15 protein-coding genes are annotated in these 17,238 nt (G+C 66.3%); 3 read left to right on the top strand and 12 right to left on the bottom strand.

Going from position 1 to position 17,238, the window contains the following annotated elements; genetic code table 11:
* A partial coding sequence (locus C8J36_RS18630) for a helix-turn-helix domain-containing protein (protein ID WP_132536866.1) occupies positions 1–344 on the top strand: 344 nt, incomplete at its 5' end.
* Positions 345–406: 62 nt separating this feature from the next.
* On the opposite strand, the gene C8J36_RS18625 is transcribed toward C8J36_RS18630, so the two are convergent.
* The 7 genes from C8J36_RS18625 to C8J36_RS18595 all read right to left on the bottom strand — a co-directional run bounded on the left by C8J36_RS18625 (position 407) and on the right by C8J36_RS18595 (position 9,245).
* Positions 407–1,804, bottom strand: coding sequence for an LLM class flavin-dependent oxidoreductase (locus tag C8J36_RS18625; protein WP_132536865.1), 1,398 nt, complete (start codon positions 1,802–1,804; stop codon positions 407–409).
* A gap of 16 nt (positions 1,805–1,820) precedes the next feature.
* Positions 1,821–2,825 (bottom strand): ABC transporter permease, encoded by a 1,005-nt coding sequence (locus C8J36_RS18620; protein ID WP_132536864.1) that lies wholly within the window; start codon positions 2,823–2,825, stop codon positions 1,821–1,823.
* Position 2,826: 1 nt separating this feature from the next.
* Complete coding sequence (locus C8J36_RS18615) at positions 2,827–3,855, bottom strand: ABC transporter permease (protein ID WP_132536863.1); 1,029 nt, start codon at positions 3,853–3,855, stop codon at positions 2,827–2,829.
* Entirely contained in the window at positions 3,845–5,380 is a 1,536-nt protein-coding gene (locus C8J36_RS18610; protein ID WP_132536862.1) for a sugar ABC transporter ATP-binding protein, read from the bottom strand. The genes C8J36_RS18615 and C8J36_RS18610 overlap by 11 nt, the downstream gene beginning before the upstream one ends.
* A gap of 109 nt (positions 5,381–5,489) precedes the next feature.
* Positions 5,490–6,497, bottom strand: a complete 1,008-nt coding sequence (locus tag C8J36_RS18605) for a sugar ABC transporter substrate-binding protein (protein WP_062594029.1) — start codon at positions 6,495–6,497, stop codon at positions 5,490–5,492.
* A gap of 137 nt (positions 6,498–6,634) precedes the next feature.
* Entirely contained in the window at positions 6,635–7,726 is a 1,092-nt protein-coding gene (locus C8J36_RS18600; protein WP_132536861.1) for an ABC transporter permease, read from the bottom strand.
* On the bottom strand, positions 7,710–9,245 hold the full coding sequence (locus C8J36_RS18595; RefSeq protein WP_132536860.1) for a sugar ABC transporter ATP-binding protein: 1,536 nt from the start codon (positions 9,243–9,245) through the stop codon (positions 7,710–7,712). Before C8J36_RS18595 ends, C8J36_RS18600 begins: the two co-directional genes overlap by 17 nt.
* A 354-nt stretch (positions 9,246–9,599) precedes the next feature.
* Between C8J36_RS18595 and C8J36_RS18590 the strand changes: the two genes are divergently transcribed.
* The gene (locus tag C8J36_RS18590; RefSeq protein WP_132536859.1) at positions 9,600–10,646 is read left to right on the top strand and encodes a substrate-binding domain-containing protein; all 1,047 of its coding nucleotides are present in this window, start codon (positions 9,600–9,602) and stop codon (positions 10,644–10,646) included.
* Between the two features lie 49 nt (positions 10,647–10,695).
* Positions 10,696–11,907, top strand: coding sequence for an acyl-CoA dehydrogenase family protein (locus tag C8J36_RS18585; protein WP_132536858.1), 1,212 nt, complete (start codon positions 10,696–10,698; stop codon positions 11,905–11,907).
* An 82-nt stretch (positions 11,908–11,989) separates the two neighbouring features.
* Here C8J36_RS18585 and C8J36_RS18580 read toward each other — a convergent pair whose 3' ends face one another.
* The 5 genes from C8J36_RS18580 to C8J36_RS18560 form a co-directional block, all read right to left on the bottom strand.
* The gene (locus tag C8J36_RS18580; protein WP_132536857.1) at positions 11,990–13,237 is read right to left on the bottom strand and encodes an SfnB family sulfur acquisition oxidoreductase; all 1,248 of its coding nucleotides are present in this window, start codon (positions 13,235–13,237) and stop codon (positions 11,990–11,992) included.
* Positions 13,238–13,307: 70 nt separating this feature from the next.
* A complete protein-coding gene (ssuD, locus tag C8J36_RS18575; protein ID WP_062594039.1) occupies positions 13,308–14,477 on the bottom strand; it encodes an FMNH2-dependent alkanesulfonate monooxygenase in 1,170 nt (389 codons plus the stop codon).
* Positions 14,474–15,265: an ABC transporter ATP-binding protein gene (locus tag C8J36_RS18570; protein WP_132536856.1), complete on the bottom strand. Its 792-nt coding sequence runs from the start codon at positions 15,263–15,265 to the stop codon at positions 14,474–14,476. The genes ssuD and C8J36_RS18570 overlap by 4 nt, the downstream gene beginning before the upstream one ends.
* Entirely contained in the window at positions 15,265–16,176 is a 912-nt protein-coding gene (locus C8J36_RS18565; RefSeq protein WP_245506622.1) for an ABC transporter permease, read from the bottom strand. The genes C8J36_RS18570 and C8J36_RS18565 overlap by 1 nt, the downstream gene beginning before the upstream one ends.
* Positions 16,176–17,156 (bottom strand): aliphatic sulfonate ABC transporter substrate-binding protein, encoded by a 981-nt coding sequence (locus tag C8J36_RS18560; RefSeq protein ID WP_132536855.1) that lies wholly within the window; start codon positions 17,154–17,156, stop codon positions 16,176–16,178. The genes C8J36_RS18565 and C8J36_RS18560 overlap by 1 nt, the downstream gene beginning before the upstream one ends.
* Positions 17,157–17,238 lie beyond the last annotated feature (82 nt).

Here is a 17,238-nt window from a genome sequence, read left to right as displayed (position 1 = left end):
ATAAATGGTCGATCCTCATCATGGCATCGCTTTGCCGCGGACCGATGCGCTTCAATTCCCTGAAACGGGAACTGGAAGGCGTCACGCAGAAGTCCCTGACGCAGGCTCTTCGGCGCCTGGAACGCTCCGGCATCGTCGCCAGACGCGTCATTCCCGTGTCCCCTGTCGCCGTCGAGTACAGCGTCACCCCTCTGGGCGAAACGCTCATCGAACCGTTTCAGGCGCTGTTCCAATGGGCGAGCGTCCACAAGGACAGGGTCGAGGCGGCGCAGAAGGCGTTCGATGGGGAAACCGAGGGGCAACACGCGGCGAAGACCACGATCAAGCTGCGGCTCGCCAGCTAGCGCACCCGCGCAAGCCGCTTGATCTTTCCTCCGCAATCGTGAGCGGGGACCGCGAGAGGCGTTCAGCCCCTCGCCACCCGCGCCTCTCTATCCGCCGCCAACACACGGTAGGCCGCGCCGGGGTGCGGGGCGGCGAGCCTTGGGCCGGCGTCGAAGAGTTTTTCGCGCAGGGTGCCCGGTCTATACGCCGTCTTGTAGACGCCGCGTTTCTGCAGCTCGGGCACGAGAAGATCGACCGCGTCCTCGAAGGTTTCCGGGGTCACGGCGTAAGCGAGGTTGAAGCCGTCGACGTCGGTGTCCTCGACCCATTCCTGCAGGAGATCGGCCACCGTCTGGGGAGATCCGACGAAGACCGGTCCGAAGCCGCCGATGCCGACCCAGTCGGCCATTTCGCGGACGGTCCAGACCTTGTCCGGGTCGATGGTCGTAAAGGTTTCCACGGCCGATTGGACGGCGTTGGTATAGCGATGGCGCAGGGGTTCGTCGGGCGCGAACTGTCCGAAATCGATCCCGGTCCAGCCGGAAATGAGCGTCAACGCCCCCTCGTAGGACACGTGCTTCCGATAGTCGTCGAACTTCCGCTTGGCCTCGGCATCGGTTTCCCCGAGGATCACCGTCTGCAGGTTGAAGGCCAGAATGTCGCGCGGGTTGCGCCCTGCCCGTTCGGCCGCCTCGCGCACATTGGCGACATAGCGTTTCAGCACGGGCTTCGACGGCGCGGCGACGAAGATGCACTCGGCATGCGCGCCGGCGAAATCCTTGCCGCGGCTGGAGGCGCCCGCCTGGTAGAGAACCGGCGTGCGCTGGGGCGACGGCTCGCTGAGGTGGATGCCGGGTACGGTGAAATGCTTGCCCCGATGGTGGATCGGATGAACCTTTTCGGGATGGGTGAAAATGCCGGTCTGACGGTCGCGCACCACCGCATCCTCCTCCCAGCTCCCCTCCCAGAGCTTGTAGCAGACCTCCAGATACTCCTCGGCAAGGTCGTAGCGATCGTCATGGTTCGACTGCTGCGCCTGACCGACGTTCAGCGCGCCGCTGTTGAGATAGGAGGTGACGATGTTCCAGCCGACGCGGCCCTTGGTCAGGTGGTCGAGCGTCGAGATGCGCCGCGCGAACGTGTAGGGATGCTCGAAGGAGAGCGAGGCCGTCAGCCCGAAGCCGAGATGCTCCGTCACATAGGCCATGGTCGGGATCAGCTGCAGCGGATCGTTGACCGGGACCTGCGCCGAATGGCGCAGCGCCGCGTCCGTATTGCCGTTGAGAACGTCGTAGACGCCGAGCACGTCGGCGATGAACAGGCCATCGAACTTGCCGCGCTCAAGCGTCTTTGCAAGCTGCACCCAGTAGTCGAGATCCTTGTAGCGGGAGGACTGGTCGCGCGGATGCGTCCAGAGCCCGGGCGATTGATGGCCGACGCAGTTCATGTCGAAAGCGTTCAGTCGGATTTCACGGGTCATCGACGGTTCCTTTGTGTCAGGCCTTGGCATGGCGGCGGCGGGCAAAGCTCAGCGCCAGCACCGCGAAGATCAGCGTGCCGGTGCCGACCTGCTGCCAGTAGAAATTGAGGCCCGTCAGCAACAGGCCGTTGGCGACGATGCCGAGCAGAAGAACGCCGAGCACCGTGCCGGGAATGTTCGGCCGGCCGAGCGGACTGAGCGTCGTGCCGATGAAGGTGGCGCCGATGGCGTTCAGCAGGAAGGCATTGCCGGACGAGGGAATGTAGACCGTCACCGTCGCCGTCAGGATCAGCCCTGCCACGGCGGCGATCAGCCCGACGAGGATGAAGGTGACGGCGACATGCGCGCGGCTGGCGACGCCGGAATAGCGCACGACATCCGGCTGGATGCCGATCGCGATCGCCACGCGGCCGAAGCGCGTGCGCGCAAAGACGAGCGTCGCGACCAGGATCAGCGCACCGGCGATGACGAGCGGGACGGGAATGCCGGCGAGCGTGCCGCGGCCGAGGAAACGGAAGGCTTCCGGCACGCCGGCCGGAGGCAGGTAGACCGGGTTTCCGCCATGGGTGAGGATCTGCTGCAGGCTGCGGCCGATGAACAGCGTGCCGAGCGTCGCAAGGAAGGGCGAGATGCCGATGAGCGAGATCAGCACGGCGTTGAAGGCGCCGACCAGCGCGCCGGAGGCAAGGCCCGCCAGCGCCGCCACGCCCACCGGCTGCCCGGCCAGAACCAGCGAGACGAAGGCGAAACTTGCAAAATCGATCGCCGTGCCGACCGAGAGGTCGATGCCGCCGACGGCCACCGCGAAGGTCATGGCGATGGTGACGATGACGAGAAGGGTGACGTTGTTGACGAGGATGCTTTGCAGATTGGCCGCGGTCAGGAAGACGGGGCTCGCCAGCGAGAACAGCACGATGACGGCGGCGAGCGCCACGAGCAAAGGATAGCGCAGGATGCCGCCATAGGCCGCCTGCAGGATCGTGGACGACGGGCGGACGGTGCCGGATGCCGGGACGGCCATGTCAGGCCTCCTTCTTGCGCAGCAGCGTGGTCGCGGAGACGACCAGCAGGATGAGGATGCCCTGAACGCCGTTGACCAGCGTGCTGGAGATGTTGAGCAGCTGAAACCCGTTGACGAGGATGCCGACGAACAGCGTCGACAGCAGCGTGCCGCCGATGGTGGGAACCAGGCGACGGGAGAACACCGCGCCGAGCAGCGCCGTGACCACCACCGGAAGCAGCATTTCGCCCGAACCCGTGGTGCTGCCGCTGAGGTTGGAGACGGAGAGAATGCCGGCAAACCCGCCACAGAGCCCGCTGGCGACGAAGGCGCCGGCCGTCAACCGCCGCACAGGCAGACCGGCGGCGCGCCCCGCCTCCGGAAACTCGCCCACGGCATAGAGCCTGAGGCCGGTCGGCGTGAACTGCACGATGGCCCCGACGATGAGAGTGAAGACGACGAGAACGAGGCCGAGCACCGGAATGCCGAGCGGGCCGGACGAAGAGAGCGCCGAGAGCAGCGGCGTGGTAGCGGGAATGACCGTGTTCTGGGTAAGGACGAGCTCGATGCCGGCCACGACGTTCATCACCGCCAGGGTGGCGAGCAGCGGCACGATCCCGGCAACCACCACGGCGAAGGCATTGACCGCCCCGATGATGCCGCCGGTCAGAAGCGCGGCCGCAACGGCGGTTCCGTCGCCATATCCGGCCTGGGCGAGCGTCGCATAGACCGCGGCGCTCAAGCCCATATTGGCGGCGAGCGACAGGTCGATGCCGCCGGTCACCACGTTCGATCCACCGGCGATCAGCACGATCGTCAGCCCCACGGCGAGAACGCCGGGAATGGCCGATTGCCCGACCACATTGCCGATATTGCCGACGCTGAGAAAATAGGGTGCCGTGATCGCGAAGACCGCGACGATGACGGCAAAGGCGATGAGGGATCCGGCGCGCAGCGCGAGCGCTGCGATCTGCCCGCCAAGCGCCGGCCCCGCAGGCGTCGTCTCTTGTCCGAGCGGCGAAAGCGGCGTCAGGTCGAGTTCAGCCGACATGGCGGAGCACCTCGGACGAACCGGTCGAGGCCGCGAGCACCGCTTCCGGCGTCGTCTCGGCGGAGGCGAAGGCGCGGATCACGCGGCCGCGGAAGAGAACGAGGATACGATCGGTGATGCCGACGAGTTCGGTGAGGTCCGACGACAGCACGATCACGCCCGCGCCCCGCTCGGCCAGATCGCCGATCAATCGGTAGATCTCCACCTTGGAGCCGATATCGACGCCGACGGTCGGCTCGTCGAGCAGATAGATCTGCGAATGGCGGCTGAGCCATTTGGCGATCGCCACCTTCTGCTGGTTGCCGCCGGACAGCGTTCGCACCAGGGCGTCGCGCCCGGCCGTCTTGATCTCCAGCCGGGCGATCAGCCTGTCGGCCTCGCCACGCTCGCGCGCCGTGTCGAGAAAGCCGAAGCGGGTGAATTGCTTGAGGGACGACAGCGTCAGGTTCTCGCCGACCGTCATGTCGAGCGCCACGCCGTTGCGGCGGCGATCCTCGGGCACCAGCGCCAGCTCCCGCTGCGCCGCCCGGACCGGGTCGAGCCTGCGTGCCGGCTGGCCGTCGATCTCGATCGTGCCGCCATCGGCCTGGTCGAGCCCGAACAGGGTGCGCAGCACGTCCTTGGCGCCGGAGCCGAGCAGGCCCGTCAGGCCGAGGACCTCGCCGCGCCGAAGCGAAAAGGAGACGTCGTGATATTTTCCGGAAAGCTGCAGCCCGTGCACCTTGAGAATGTCATGACCCGGCACGACGTCCCGCTTGGGAAACATCTCGCCGATGTCGCGGGCGATCATCAGTCCGGCGATCTCGGACGCCGAGGTCTGCGCGAGCGGCAGGGTCGCGACGTCGCGGCCGTTGCGCAGCACGGTCACGGCGTCGCACAGCGCCTCGATCTCGTTGAGATAGTGGGAGACGTAGAGGATCGTCACGCCCTCGTCGCGCAGCCGGCGGATGAGACGGAACAGGATGTCGGCCTCGCGCCGCACCAGCGCGGCCGTCGGCTCGTCGAAGACCAGAACCTTCGGCTGGTCGAGCAGCGCCCGCGTGATCTGGACGATCTGCCGCTCCGCCGTGGAGAGATCGCGGATCAGCGCGCTGTTGGGAATACGGATCCCGAAGTAGTCGTTGAGAATGTCCGCGGCGCGGCGCTGCATCAGGCGGCGGTCGAGAAACGGCGTTCCGGCGATCCGCGGCTCGCGGCCGAGAAACAGCGCCTCGCCGACCGTGAATGTGGGAACGAGCAGCCGGTCCTGGTGGATGAAATGGATGCCGAGCGTTTCGACGAGATGCGGCGTCAGCGTCCGGTGTTCGATGCCGTCGATCTCGATCCGCCCGTCATCGGCCTGATGCAGGCCGGCAAGCAGCTTGATCAGCGTCGACTTGCCCGCGCCGTTCTGGCCGACAAGGCCGTGCACCGTGCCGCGCGGCACGGTCAGCGATGCGCCTGCAAGCGCCTGGGCCCCGTCGAAATGCTTGACGATCCCCGAAAAGGAAAGCGCGGCGCCTGGCCGGTGTGCCGGGAGTGTCATGTCTGAGAGGTCATGTCTGGGCTCCTGCGGACGGCGCGGACGGAGAGCGGATAATGGCGGGAGACGGTGTGGGCCGGACGTTGGGAGGCGCCGTCCGGCCCGATCGGGATCAGCCGATCCCGAGTTTCTTCGTCACTTCGGCCACATTGGCCTTGTTGGCGAGAAGTGCGGGAACATAGGTCTCGCGCGGCAGCGTTTCGCCGGAGAGAAGCCGGGCGACGTTCTGGATCGCGGTACGGCCGATCTCTGCCGGTTGCTGGGCAACGTCGGCGCCCGCGGGCGATGCCGGATCGGCGACCAGTTGCAGGACCTCTGGGCTGCCATCGACGCCATAGGTGCGGATTTCGGTCCGGCCGGCCGCGGCCAGCGCCTGCGTCGCACCGAGCTGGGGAATATCCCAGGCCGACCAGATGGCCTTGATCGAGCCCTTCTCCGGATACTTGTTGAGCAGCGCCGTGATCTGGGTAAATGCGTCCTGCACCGTGTTCGGGATCACGTCGCGCAGTTCCGGCTCAAGGATCTTCACCTTGGGGAAGTACTTGACGACGTTGACGAGCTGGTCGTAGCGGATGGCGCAGGGCGTGACCCCGTAAAAGCCGTTGAACACCACGATATTGCCTTCGCCGCCGATGTCGGAGACGAGCTGCAACGCCAGATCCTTGCCGATACCCCAGTTGTCGGAGGTCGTGTTGTTGATCGAGTTTGTGGAGCCGACATCGACGGTCAGCACCGGAATGCCGGCATCGCGCGCCTTCTTCAGCCAGGGATCGATCACGCTCAGCGTGCCGAGGATCTGGACGATGGCGTCCGGCCGCTGGGCGATCAGCGTCTGAAGCTGGGAGACCAGCTTGCCGTCGTTGCGGCCGGCATCGACCGCGATCGGCTCGCCGCCGAGACGCTTCACCTCTTCGATCTGCGCATTGTAGGCCTGGAGGTCGAAGAAGTGATCCGTGCCGGTGGCGCTGATGCCGATCCGCTTGCCCTTCAGCGACAGCGCGCCGCTGGCGCTGGCGATGCTCGGACCGAGCAGACTTGCCGCCGTCAGCGTGGCGCCTGCGGCAGCGGTGAATTTCAAAATATCGCGGCGGCCGAGTGCGGCCATCCAGGTGTCGATCATGCGAAAGGTCCCCGTTCAATAATGTCTACAGAATATGTAGAATTTATTCCATGCCGAGGAAGAACGTTCCAAACAAAGGGGCATCCGTGGAAAACTTCAGCCGTCCCGAGGCTGCCGAAAGACCCCTTCCAGCGGTCTCAGCGCGTGCGCCGTCCGAGGCCATAGGTCAGCGCCAATGCACCGACGAGCACCGCGCCCTTGACGAAGTCCTGCGTGTAATAGGGGGCGTTCAGCATTGTCAGCCCGTTGAGCAGCACCCCGACGAACACCGCGCCGACGATCGTACCGAGCACGTTGGGGCGCCGAAGATTGAGGACGGCGAAGCCGATCAGCGCTGCGGCCACCGCGTCCATCAGCAGGGACCCGCCGGACGACACGTCACCCCGGCCGACACGGGCGGCGATGATGATGCCGCCGAGCGAGGCGAGCATTCCCGACAGCACGTAGGCGAGCGTTTTCAGCCGCAGGGTGGGCGCCCCGGCCAGCCGCGCCGCCACCTCGTTGCCGCCGGTGGCAAACAGCAGCCGGCCGATCCGGGTCCGCTCGGTCAGCACGGAGAGCGATACCGCAACGACCGCCATCAGCACGACCGAGACCGGGACGACGCCCGACAGGCTGTGCCGACCGATCAGGAGAAAGCGGCCGTCATAGACGCCCGCGGCCTTCGCGCCATCGGGAAGCACGAGGCCGGCAGAAATGGAGCGGCCGGCGGTGGGCAGCAGCTGCAGGCCGGACAGCAGAAACATCATCGCCAGCGTGGCGAGCAGATCCGGCACCTTCAGCCGGACGATGAGGAGGGCGTTGACCAGTCCGACCGCCGCGCCGAATGCGAGCACAAGCGGCACGGTGGCGAAGACATCCAGCTGCAGGACGATCATCGCATAGCTGGCCGCCATGACGCTGGAGGCAGCGACTGCGCCGATGGAAAGGTCGAAACCGCCGACGGCGAGCGTCAGCGTCACGCCCGCGCCGAGGATCGCCACCACCGAGACCCCCTGCAGGATGCTCATCAGGTTGCCGACATTGGCAAAGGCAGGCTCGGCGATGGTGAAGCCCGCAAGCAGCGCGGCCAGCAGCAGAAACACCGCGCTCGCCCGCAGCCCTGCCGCGATGTCTGCACGTCTTGCGACCCCGCCGCGTCGCGCCGCATCCGGCCTTTCCGCTGTCGCCTTCGCGGGCCCCTTCACGGGCCGCGTGACCGGAATCGGATCGTCAGTGAGCGCGGTCATGAGGCCGTCCTTCGGGTAAGGGAGCAGGTGTGCCCTGCAGATCTGCGGGGTGAGGATGATCGTCTGCCAGGAGGCTGTGCTGGTCGAGCACGAGAATGCGGTCGGCCACGGCCTCGGCCTCTTCCCGGTCGGAGGTTGCGATCAGCGTGGCGCGGTCGGTGCGCGCCCGGATCGCGGCGATGATCTCAGCCCGCGCGCCGACATCCACGCCCTGGAACGGCTCGTCCAGCATCAGCAGGCGACAGGGGGCGGCGTCCCAGCGTGCCAGCACCGCCTTCTGCTGGTTGCCGCCCGAGAGCGACCAGATCGAGGCATCCGGACCGGAGGCCTTGATCGACAGGCGCGCCATCGCCGTCTCCGCCTCGCGCCGTTCCCGGCCGCCGAACAGAAAGCCGGCGTAAGACCACGCCGCCAGATGCGGCAGGCTGATCGTCGATTGCAGCGTGTGCCCCGGCCAATCCGGCGGCATGAGTGAGGATCGATGCCGATCCTCCCCGGCCATGACGACACCGGCCGCGATGGCCTGGGCCGGCGAGCGCGGCCGATAGGACCGGCCATCGAGGTGGATGGTGCCCGTGTGCAGCGGATGGACGCCGAAGAGGGTGGACAGCAGGCGGCTCTTGCCGCCGCCGAGCACCCCGGTAACGGCCACGACCTCGCCCGCATGGACCGTCAGGTCGAAGGGTGCCGCATCCGGACCGAGCCGAAGCTGCCGGGCCTCCAGAACCGCCACGCCACGCGGCCGAACCAAGCCTGCAGACGGCGGCGCGAGGGGCCTGCCGATCATCGTCTCGATGGCGCGGGAGAAGTCGATCGGCCTTGCGAAGGCGCCCGCGACCGCGCCGTTCCGCAGCACGATCGCCCGGTCCGCGAGCGCCGCGAGATCGGCTGTGCGGTGGGAGATGTAGAGGACGGCGAGCCCGTCCTGCCGCAGCCGCAGCAGGATCGTAAACAGCCGCCGGCTTTCCGCCGCCGAAAGGCTGGCTGTCGGCTCGTCGAGGATCAACAGATGGGGCGGTTCCGCCTGCGGATGGGCGGAAAGCGCGCGCGCGATGGCAAGCAGCTGACGATCGGCGGCCGGCAGGTCGGCGAAATCGCGCTCGAGCGGCAGTGCGATCCCAACCGTATCGAGCATGGCCTGCGCCTGCCTGCGGACGGTTTTGCGGGACAGGAAGAACGGGCTGTTCCGATCGGCGAAGCGCCCGAGCATCAGGGCATCCGCCACGGTCAATCCGGGAATGCCGACGACATCCGTCGACTGGTGCACCGTGGCGATCCCGGCCCGCCCGGCCTCCGCCGGCGAGCGCGGCCGAAAGGCCTTCCCGTCGAGCGTGATGGTTCCACCGTCGGCCAAAAGCACGCCGGAGAGGATCTTGACCAGCGTCGATTTTCCGGCGCCGTTCGCCCCCATCAGCGCCACGATCTCGCCCCGCCCGATGTCGAACGAGACGCCATCGAGGGCACGCGTGCCCTCGAAACTCTGCGTCACATTGGCGATGGTCAGAAGAGGTGGGGTCATGCGCCTGCCTTATTGTCTATAAAGACTGTCATATATTTCTGCCCGACAGAAGGGTGGCGAGGGCAACGACGTTCCGAAGACACGCCCTTGCCGGGAATGTCCGTTCCCCTGACGACCCCTGAGGAGAACGATCATCCGCAGCGCGTTTTTCATTGCTCCACGGTTCGGGGCACGGATTTTGGCGTTGGCGCGAACATTTGGAACGGCGTTGCGCCGGAGGCCTCAAAAAAGAACCGCTAATTCTACAAAATTACTGGATTAAATATCTAATGGGAGAACTGCGTGGCGAACCCGGCATGCAGCAGCCATGGCCGCAGCGCGCAACGATGACCGCGCTCTCAAAGGACCCTGCCGATGACATCCTTCTTCAGCCTGGCGGCCTCTGCTGCCCTTCTGACATTTTCCGTCCTTCCCGCGGCGCATGCCGGGGGGATTGCCGGTGCACCTGCACCGTTCGACAAAGGCGGCGTCAAGGTCGCGCTCGTCAGCTATATCTCGGCCGGCGATTTCTTCCAGGCCTACCAGGCCGGCGCGCAGGCGCAGGCGGATGCGCTCGGCATCGATCTGCGGGTCTTCCCGGGCCGGCAGGATGCAGCCGAACAGCGCGAGCAGATCCTCCAGGCGATCAATCTTGGGGTCGAAGGCATCGTCGTCGATCACGGCCTGCCGGAATCGCTTGGCGACGTCGTGCAGCAGGCTCTGGACAAGGGGATCAAGGTCGTCGCCTTCGACGTGAACCTCGACAATCCCAAGATCCCGCAGGTCGAGCAGAGCGATCACGAACTGGCGCGCCTCGCCCTCGACCAGGCCGTGAAGGAGAACGGCACCAGCTTTAATGCCGGCTATGTCTATGTCGCGGGCTTTGCGCCGCTCGACCGGCGCAACGAGGTCTGGGACAGCTTCAGGACGCAGAACAAGGGTGTCGTGGAGAAGGCCCGGTTCGGCACGGTCAACGACACCACGGCGATCGCCACGGCCGACCAGGCCAAGGCTGTCCTGCGGGCGAACCCCGATATCACCGTCGTCTTCGCCCCCTATGACGAGTTCGCCCGCGGCGTGAAGCTCGCGGCCACCGATCTCGGCATCGCCGACAGGATCAAGATCTATTCGGCGGATGTCTCCACCGCGGATATCCAGGAGATCACCGAGGAGGGCAGCCCCTGGGTGGCGACGGCCGCAACGAACCCCGCCGTCGTCGGCGCCGTCTCGATCCGTGCCGCCGCCCTGCAGATCGCCGGCCAGCCGGTCGACCACACGCTCGTCGTCAAGCCGGCGCTTCTGACGCAGGCGGAGCTGCGCGCGGCCGGTGTGAAGACCATCGAGGAGCTCGCCGCCAAGGTGCCCGCCTTTAACGCCAGCGATGCAGCAAAGGCCGACTGGATCCCGGCCAAGCTGTTCTGACCCGACCATTGCCCGAACGCGACCGAACCGCGAATTCAAGGACCTGAGCATGAGCAAGACCAATGTCGTCCCTCTCGCGAGCCATGGAGCGTCCAGAGAGACGCTCTTTGCCCGCGCCACAGAACTCTCCGCCGATTTCGGCAGCCGTGCCGCAGCGCTCGACGAGGCGGGGCTTGCCCCGGTGGAGGAGATCGCCAGGCTGAAGGCGGCCGGGCTCCTGAACGCGCTGCAGCCGGTCGGGATCGGTGGCGGCGGGCTCGACTGGGTGGACGGGTTGCGGCTGGTGCGCATTCTCGCACGCGGCGAAAGTTCGCTCGGGCAGTTGCTCGGCTACCATTTCGTCAATGCCGCCTATATCGGCTGGGCCCATCCGGACCGGGCAAAGGCGGAAGCGCTGGCGGCCGAAACCGTGTCCCGCAATCTCTATTGGGGTGCTGCCGTCAACCCGCGCGATCCGGGGTTGACGCTGACCCCGCGCGGCAAGGACTATGTGCTGAACGGCCGCAAGTCGTTTTCCACCGCCGCGCGGATCTCCGACTACATCAATGCCAATGCCAGCCTCGGCGACACGATCGCCGGGTTTGCCGTGCCGACCGATCGGCCAGGCTACATCGCGCATGACGACTGGGACAATATCGGCCAGCGCCTGTCGGACAGCGGCAGCGTCGAGTTCCGGGATTTCCCGGTCTATGCGGAGGATCTCGTCGGCTCCCCGGCCGCGCCGGATGCCGCGGGCGCGGTTCTGCCGACCTTCAACACGCCGTTGATCCAGCTGGTCTTCGTCAACTTCTATCTCGGCACAGCGGAGGGCGCGCTGGCCGCCGCACTCGACTACGTCCGGACCACGACGCGCCCCTGGGTCACCTCGAACGTCGAGCGGGCAGCGGACGATCCCTATATCCTCGAGCGCGTCGGCGAATTCACCGCGGCATTGAAGGCTTCCGCCGCCCTCGCCGACAGCGCCGCCGCCGCCGTCGAGCGCGCTTTGTCCAAGGGCCATGACGTCACCGCGGAGGAGCGCGGTGCGGCGGCGGCCGAGGCCTATGCGGCCAAGGTTCACGCCACCCATGTCTCGCTCGACATCACGTCCCGCGTCTTCGAACTGACCGGCGCCCGCTCCACGGCATCGAAATACCGGTTCGACCGCTTCTGGCGCAACGTCCGCACCCACACGCTCCACGATCCCGTGTTCTACAAGGCCCGCGAAGTCGGCGATTTCGCCCTGAACGGCACGATCCCGACGGTCAGCCTCTACAGCTGACGGCGAAAACTCCACACGAGAAAGGCCCGTTCCCTCCGGGGAGCGGGCCTTTCTCGTTCGCGTCGATGAGACTGAAACCGGATCAGAGGGCGCCGCTGCGGGGTGGCAGGACGCCGTTGAGGTGGTAGTTTCCGACCACATGGGGCTTCCAGCGCACCGGATCGTGCAGCGTATGGGTGCGGGCGTTGCGCCAGTGGCGGTTGAGATTGAGCGCCACCTTGGTCGAAGACGTGCCTGCCAGCTCGAACAGGGTGCTGGAGGCATCGAGCGCGATCTCCGTCGTCAGAACCTTGGCCGCGGCAACGGCGAGCGAAGCCTGCAGCACCTTGTCCTCCGTCGGATCGATCTGCGCGAGATCGACCTTGTGCCCGGCGCTGGCGAGCAGCGCCGTCGCCGCCTCGATCCGGATGGCGATCTCGCCGACCTTCGACACGGTCAGCGGATCTTCGGAGGCGCGTTCGACACCGCTGTGCGTCCAGGGGCGCGACTGCGTCTTCACGAAGGTCACCATATCGGCAAAGGCGGCGCGGGCGATGCCGAGATCGACGCCGGCATGGATGATCTGGCCGACCGAGCCGATGGTCGTCGGGCGCTCGAACCCGCGATGATGGTGCACGACCGCATCGGCGCCGACGGCGACATTCTTCAGGATGGTGGTGCCGCTGCCCGTGGTGCGCTGCCCGAAACCGTCCCAGTCGTCGATGATCTCGATGCCCTCGGCGCCGCGGGGCACGAAGGACATGGTCAGGTGCTCCTCCTCGTCGAGCGCGAAGATGGTCACCCAGTCGGCAAAGAGCACGCCGGTGGAATAGAATTTTTGGCCGTTGATCCGGTAGCCGAGCCCGTCGCGCGCGATCCGCGTGTTGTAGTGCCCGACCGTCTTGGTGCCGCGTTCCGACAAGGCGTTGCCGAACCGGTCGCCCGCGAGCGCCCGACCGAAGAAGAAGCGCTTCTGCTCCTCCCCGCCATCGACGCGCAAGGCCTCCAGGATGTAGAAATGGTTCTGCGGGATCTGGCCGATCGAGGCATCCGCCGCAGACAGGATCGCCGTCACCTCCGCCAGCACGGCATTCGACACGTCGATCCCGCCATAGTCCGGCGGAACGGTGATCGCCAGAAGGCCGGAGCGCGACAGCGCGTCCAGTTCGCGATGCGGCAGCAGGCGTTCCTCGTCGCGCCGGGCAGCGCCCTCGGCAAAATCCGCAGCCAGGTCCGCAGCGACGGCAAGGGCCTCCTCCTCGCTCCCGATCCGGCCCTGCGGAAGGCTCTCCTCGGAAGGCGGAAACGTCGTCACACGACCGGCAGGATCGTGAATGGCTAGGATCGTCATGGCACGGTTCCTCAATCGAGACGCAGGGAAAGGCGGGCCATCGGCCCGCCATGAAATTTCCGGAAGGGGATCAGGACTGGCTGATTTTGAGCGCCGGACGGTGATCGCCGGCGATCGTTTCTCCGAACGGCCCCGTATTGATGGACGCTTCGCGCGCCTTGACGGGATGGGCCAGCGGCAGGTTCGGCAGGACCAGCTCACCGAAACGATAGGCTTCTTCGAGATGCGGATAGCCCGACATGATGAAGGTATCGATGCCGATCTCGCGATATTCCTCCATCCGTGCCTTCACCTGGTCCGGATCGCCGACCAGGGCCGTGCCGGCGCCGCCGCGCACGAGGCCGACGCCGGCCCAGAGATTGGGGCTGACCTCCAGCTTGTCGCGCCGTCCGCCATGCAGGCGGCTCATGCGGCTCTGGCCGACCGAGTCCATGCGCTCGAATACTTTTTGCGCCGCGGCGATCGTATCGTCGTCGAGATATTGAATGAGCTCGTCCGCCGCCCGCCAGGCCGCTTCGGCCGTCTCGCGCACGATGACGTGCAGGCGGATGCCGAAGGTCACCTCGCGACCCTCGCGATCGGCGAGCGCCCGAACCTCGGCGATCTTCTTGGCGACGTCCTCCGGCGGCTCGCCCCAGGTCAGGTACTTGTCGATGGTGCGGGCCGCGACTTCCTGGCCGATGCCGGAGGAGCCGCCGAAATAGAGCGGCGGATGCGGCGTCTGGTAGGACGGGAACAGGACGCGTCCGTCCTCGATGTCGAAATGCTTGCCCTTGTGATTGACCGTCTCGCCTTGCAGCAGCGCCTTGTAGATGTGGAGGAATTCCTCCGTCACCTCGTAGCGCTCGGCATGGGCGAAGTGGATGCCGTCGCCCTTGTTCTCGATCGGATCGCCGCCGGTGACGACATTGATCAGCACGCGGCCTTCCGAAATCCGGTCGAGCGTCGCCGTCATGCGCGCGGCCAGCGTCGGCGACAGCAGGCCGGGGCGCACGGCGATCAGGTATTTCAGCTTCTCCGTCAGCGGCGCCAGCGCGGACGCGACCACCCAGCTGTCCTCGCAGCTCTTTCCCGTGGGGATGAGCACGCCGTAATAGCCGAGCGAATCCGCTGCCTGCGCGACCTGCTTGAGATAGGCCAGATCGACATTGCGGCCGCCGATGGTGGTGCCGAGATAGCGGCTGTCGCCATGGGTCGGCAGGAACCAGAGGACGTTGATCTTTTCGGGCGCGGAAGTCATGGCGATGTCTCCAGAACGGATGGATGCTGAGCCCGGGCCGTGCGGATATCCGCAGGCGCCGGGACGGAAAGGGATTGGTGAAGCGCGCTGCGCACCTTGGCGCGCGCCTGGTCGAAAGGAACGCCGCTCCGCTGGTGCGGATGGGCGATTTTGATGTCGTCGAGGATTCGGCCGGGCCACGGCTTCAAGACGATGACGCGATGGGCAAGGGCCACGGCTTCATCGATGTCGTGGGTCACGAGGATCATCGTTGCCCGGGTTTGCGCCCAGATATCGAGGAGATGCTGCTGCAGCGTCTCCCGCGTCAGGGCATCGAGGGCGGAGAACGGCTCGTCGAGCAACAGGACCTCCGGCCGGGTCACCAGCGCCCGGGCGATGGCGACGCGCTGGGCCTGTCCGCCCGACAGTGCCTTCGGCAGCCGGTCGCCATAGGCCTCGAGGTTGACGCGACAGAGCGCCTCCTCGATCCGCGCGGCCTGCTCTACGCGCGGCAGATGCGCGAGCCCGAAGCCGACATTGTCCCGGACGCTGAGCCAGGGCAGGAGACGCGGTTCCTGGAAGATGAGGTTGATCAGCGGATGCGGCTCGTAAACCGCCTCGCCATGGATGCTGACCGTGCCGCTGGTCGGCGTATCCAGCCCGCCGATCAGCCGCAGGAGCGTGCTCTTGCCGCAGCCCGAGCCGCCGATGATGGCCACGATCTCGCCGGGCCGTGCATCCAGCGTAAAGCCGGCTAGTGCCTGCACGCCACCGGCATAGGTCTTGCCGAGTCCCTTCAGCGCCAGCATCACAACCCTCCCCGGCTGAAATTGTCCTGCCACGCGACGAGCGGCGCGGTGGCGCGCACCAGAAGCGCATCCGACAGCTTGCCGATCACCGCGAAGATCAGGATCGCCGCCATGATCTGGTCGGGCTTGCCCAGTTGCTGACCGTCCACGAGCAGATAGCCGAGACCTTCGGAGGCGCCCATGAACTCGGCGGCAACGACGAACATCCATCCGAGCCCAAGGCCCGCCCGCAGCGACACGATGAAGGCCGGCAGCACGGCCGGAAAGAGGATACGCCGCACGAGATCGAAACCGCTCAGGCGAAAGATCCGACCGACCTCGACGATCTTGCGATCGACCGACAGCAGGGCCGTGGACACGCCGAGATAGACCGGGAAGAAGACGCCCGTCGCGATCAGCACCACCTTGGAGGTCTCGAAGATGCCGAACCAGAGAATGAAGAGCGGCACCCAGGCGATCGAGGGAATGGCCCGCAACGCCTGAAGCGTCGGATCGACGACCGCATGCGCGACGCGGAAATAGCCGGTCAGGCTGCCGGCCAGCGCACCGGCGGCAGCGCCTGCGAGAAAGCCGAGCAGCACGCGCAGGCAGGTCGAGACGATGTGATCGACAAGCTGCCCGGCCGTCCAGAGATCGACCAGCGTCGTGAGAATGCGCGACGGCGGCGGCACGAGCCGACCGCTCGCAAAACCGCTGTCGACGGCGATCTCCCAGAGGAGAAACGCACCGACCGGCAGAGCGACAGCCGTGGCGAAGCGGATCAGCGCACCGCCCCACCGACCACCCGAAAAACCGGCAGGCCGAACCGGCCGTGCCGGCGCATCCGATCCGGCTGCTGTCCGTGACGGCTCGTCGGTGGCGCCCGATGCGACATCCGACACGGACCCTGCCTTGAGCGCATTCATCGTCATTACTGGATCAGATCCTGACTGAAGCTCGGATCGATCAGATCGGCCACCGTCTTGGCGATGTCGGCATCGGCCGCAAGAACGCCCGCTTCCTGAAGCGCGAGCCCTGCCTTGGTGATGGTCTCCGCCTGGACGTCGCCGATGCGGGAGGTCGATAGATCTGTGCGCTCCAGCTGACGATCGATGACCGCGTCGGGCAGTTTCGCCGCCTCGATCAACGCCGCCTTCAGGGCGGCCGGATCGGCCAGCGCCTGCTTGCGCGCCTGTTCATAGGTTGCGAGAACCCGCTTCACGATATCCGGATGCTCGGCGGCAAACGTTTCGGTTGTGTTCAGCACGCCCCAGCTGTTGTTCTCCGGCTTGCGATAGAAGAGCTTTGCGCCCTCCTCCACTTCGGCTGCGGCCATCAACGGATCGAGACCCGCCCAGGCATCGACATCGCCACGGCTGAGCGCGAGCCGCCCATCGGCGTGCTGCAGGAGCACGAACGTCACGTCTTTCGAGGTCAGCCCGGCATCGGCGAGCGCCCGCACCAGAAACACATGCGGATCGGTGCCCCGCGTGACGGCGACCGTCTTGCCCTTGAGATCGGCAACGGTCTTGATCGGCGAATCCTTGCCCGTCACCAGCGCGGTCCATTCCGGGCGCGAATAGACATAGACGGATTTGACGGGATTGCCGTTCACCCGGGCGATCAGCGCCGCCGCACCGGCCGTCGATCCGAAATCGATCGACCCGGCGTTCAGATATTCCAGCGCCTTGTTGGAGCCGGCCGACTGCACCCAGCGGATGCTGATCCCGTCCTTCTCGAACGCCTTTTCGAGCAGCCCTTCCTTCTTGAGGAGAAGGCTGACCGGGTTGTAGGTCGCCCAGTCGATGCGGATCTCCGTTACATCGGCCGCACGTGCGCCGGTGATGGCCGCGGCAAGCGCCACGCCCGTGGCAAGGCCGAAGGCCAGAAGTTTTCGCGCGATCATCGCCATACCGTCACCCGTCCTCATCAAGCCGGCCCTACGCCGGGAAGGATGGAAGGTAGAAATTACGCTCGTCGCAAAGAAGGAATGG

Source organism: Rhizobium sp. PP-F2F-G48, assembly GCF_004342335.1.
In the GTDB taxonomy this organism is placed as follows: domain Bacteria; phylum Pseudomonadota; class Alphaproteobacteria; order Rhizobiales; family Rhizobiaceae; genus Ferranicluibacter.
Note: the sequence above shows the minus strand (reverse complement) of the source record. Positions and strands in the feature narration are given on the sequence as shown.

Coding starts and splice junctions, on each gene's coding strand:
- C8J36_RS18570 (WP_132536856.1), bottom strand. CDS start 15,265: ATGCTGGCGCTGAAGGGACTCGGCAAGACCTATGCCGGTGGCGTGCAG.
- C8J36_RS18610 (WP_132536862.1), bottom strand. CDS start 5,380: ATGACACTCCCGGCACACCGGCCAGGCGCCGCGCTTTCCTTTTCGGGG.
- ssuD (WP_062594039.1), bottom strand. CDS start 14,477: ATGACTTCCGCGCCCGAAAAGATCAACGTCCTCTGGTTCCTGCCGACC.
- C8J36_RS18565 (WP_245506622.1), bottom strand. CDS start 16,176: ATGACGATGAATGCGCTCAAGGCAGGGTCCGTGTCGGATGTCGCATCG.
- C8J36_RS18560 (WP_132536855.1), bottom strand. CDS start 17,156: ATGGCGATGATCGCGCGAAAACTTCTGGCCTTCGGCCTTGCCACGGGC.
- C8J36_RS18605 (WP_062594029.1), bottom strand. CDS start 6,497: ATGATCGACACCTGGATGGCCGCACTCGGCCGCCGCGATATTTTGAAA.
- C8J36_RS18580 (WP_132536857.1), bottom strand. CDS start 13,237: ATGACGATCCTAGCCATTCACGATCCTGCCGGTCGTGTGACGACGTTT.
- C8J36_RS18600 (WP_132536861.1), bottom strand. CDS start 7,726: ATGACCGCGCTCACTGACGATCCGATTCCGGTCACGCGGCCCGTGAAG.
- C8J36_RS18625 (WP_132536865.1), bottom strand. CDS start 1,804: ATGACCCGTGAAATCCGACTGAACGCTTTCGACATGAACTGCGTCGGC.
- C8J36_RS18590 (WP_132536859.1), top strand. CDS start 9,600: ATGACATCCTTCTTCAGCCTGGCGGCCTCTGCTGCCCTTCTGACATTT.
- C8J36_RS18615 (WP_132536863.1), bottom strand. CDS start 3,855: ATGTCGGCTGAACTCGACCTGACGCCGCTTTCGCCGCTCGGACAAGAG.
- C8J36_RS18585 (WP_132536858.1), top strand. CDS start 10,696: ATGAGCAAGACCAATGTCGTCCCTCTCGCGAGCCATGGAGCGTCCAGA.
- C8J36_RS18620 (WP_132536864.1), bottom strand. CDS start 2,825: ATGGCCGTCCCGGCATCCGGCACCGTCCGCCCGTCGTCCACGATCCTG.
- C8J36_RS18595 (WP_132536860.1), bottom strand. CDS start 9,245: ATGACCCCACCTCTTCTGACCATCGCCAATGTGACGCAGAGTTTCGAG.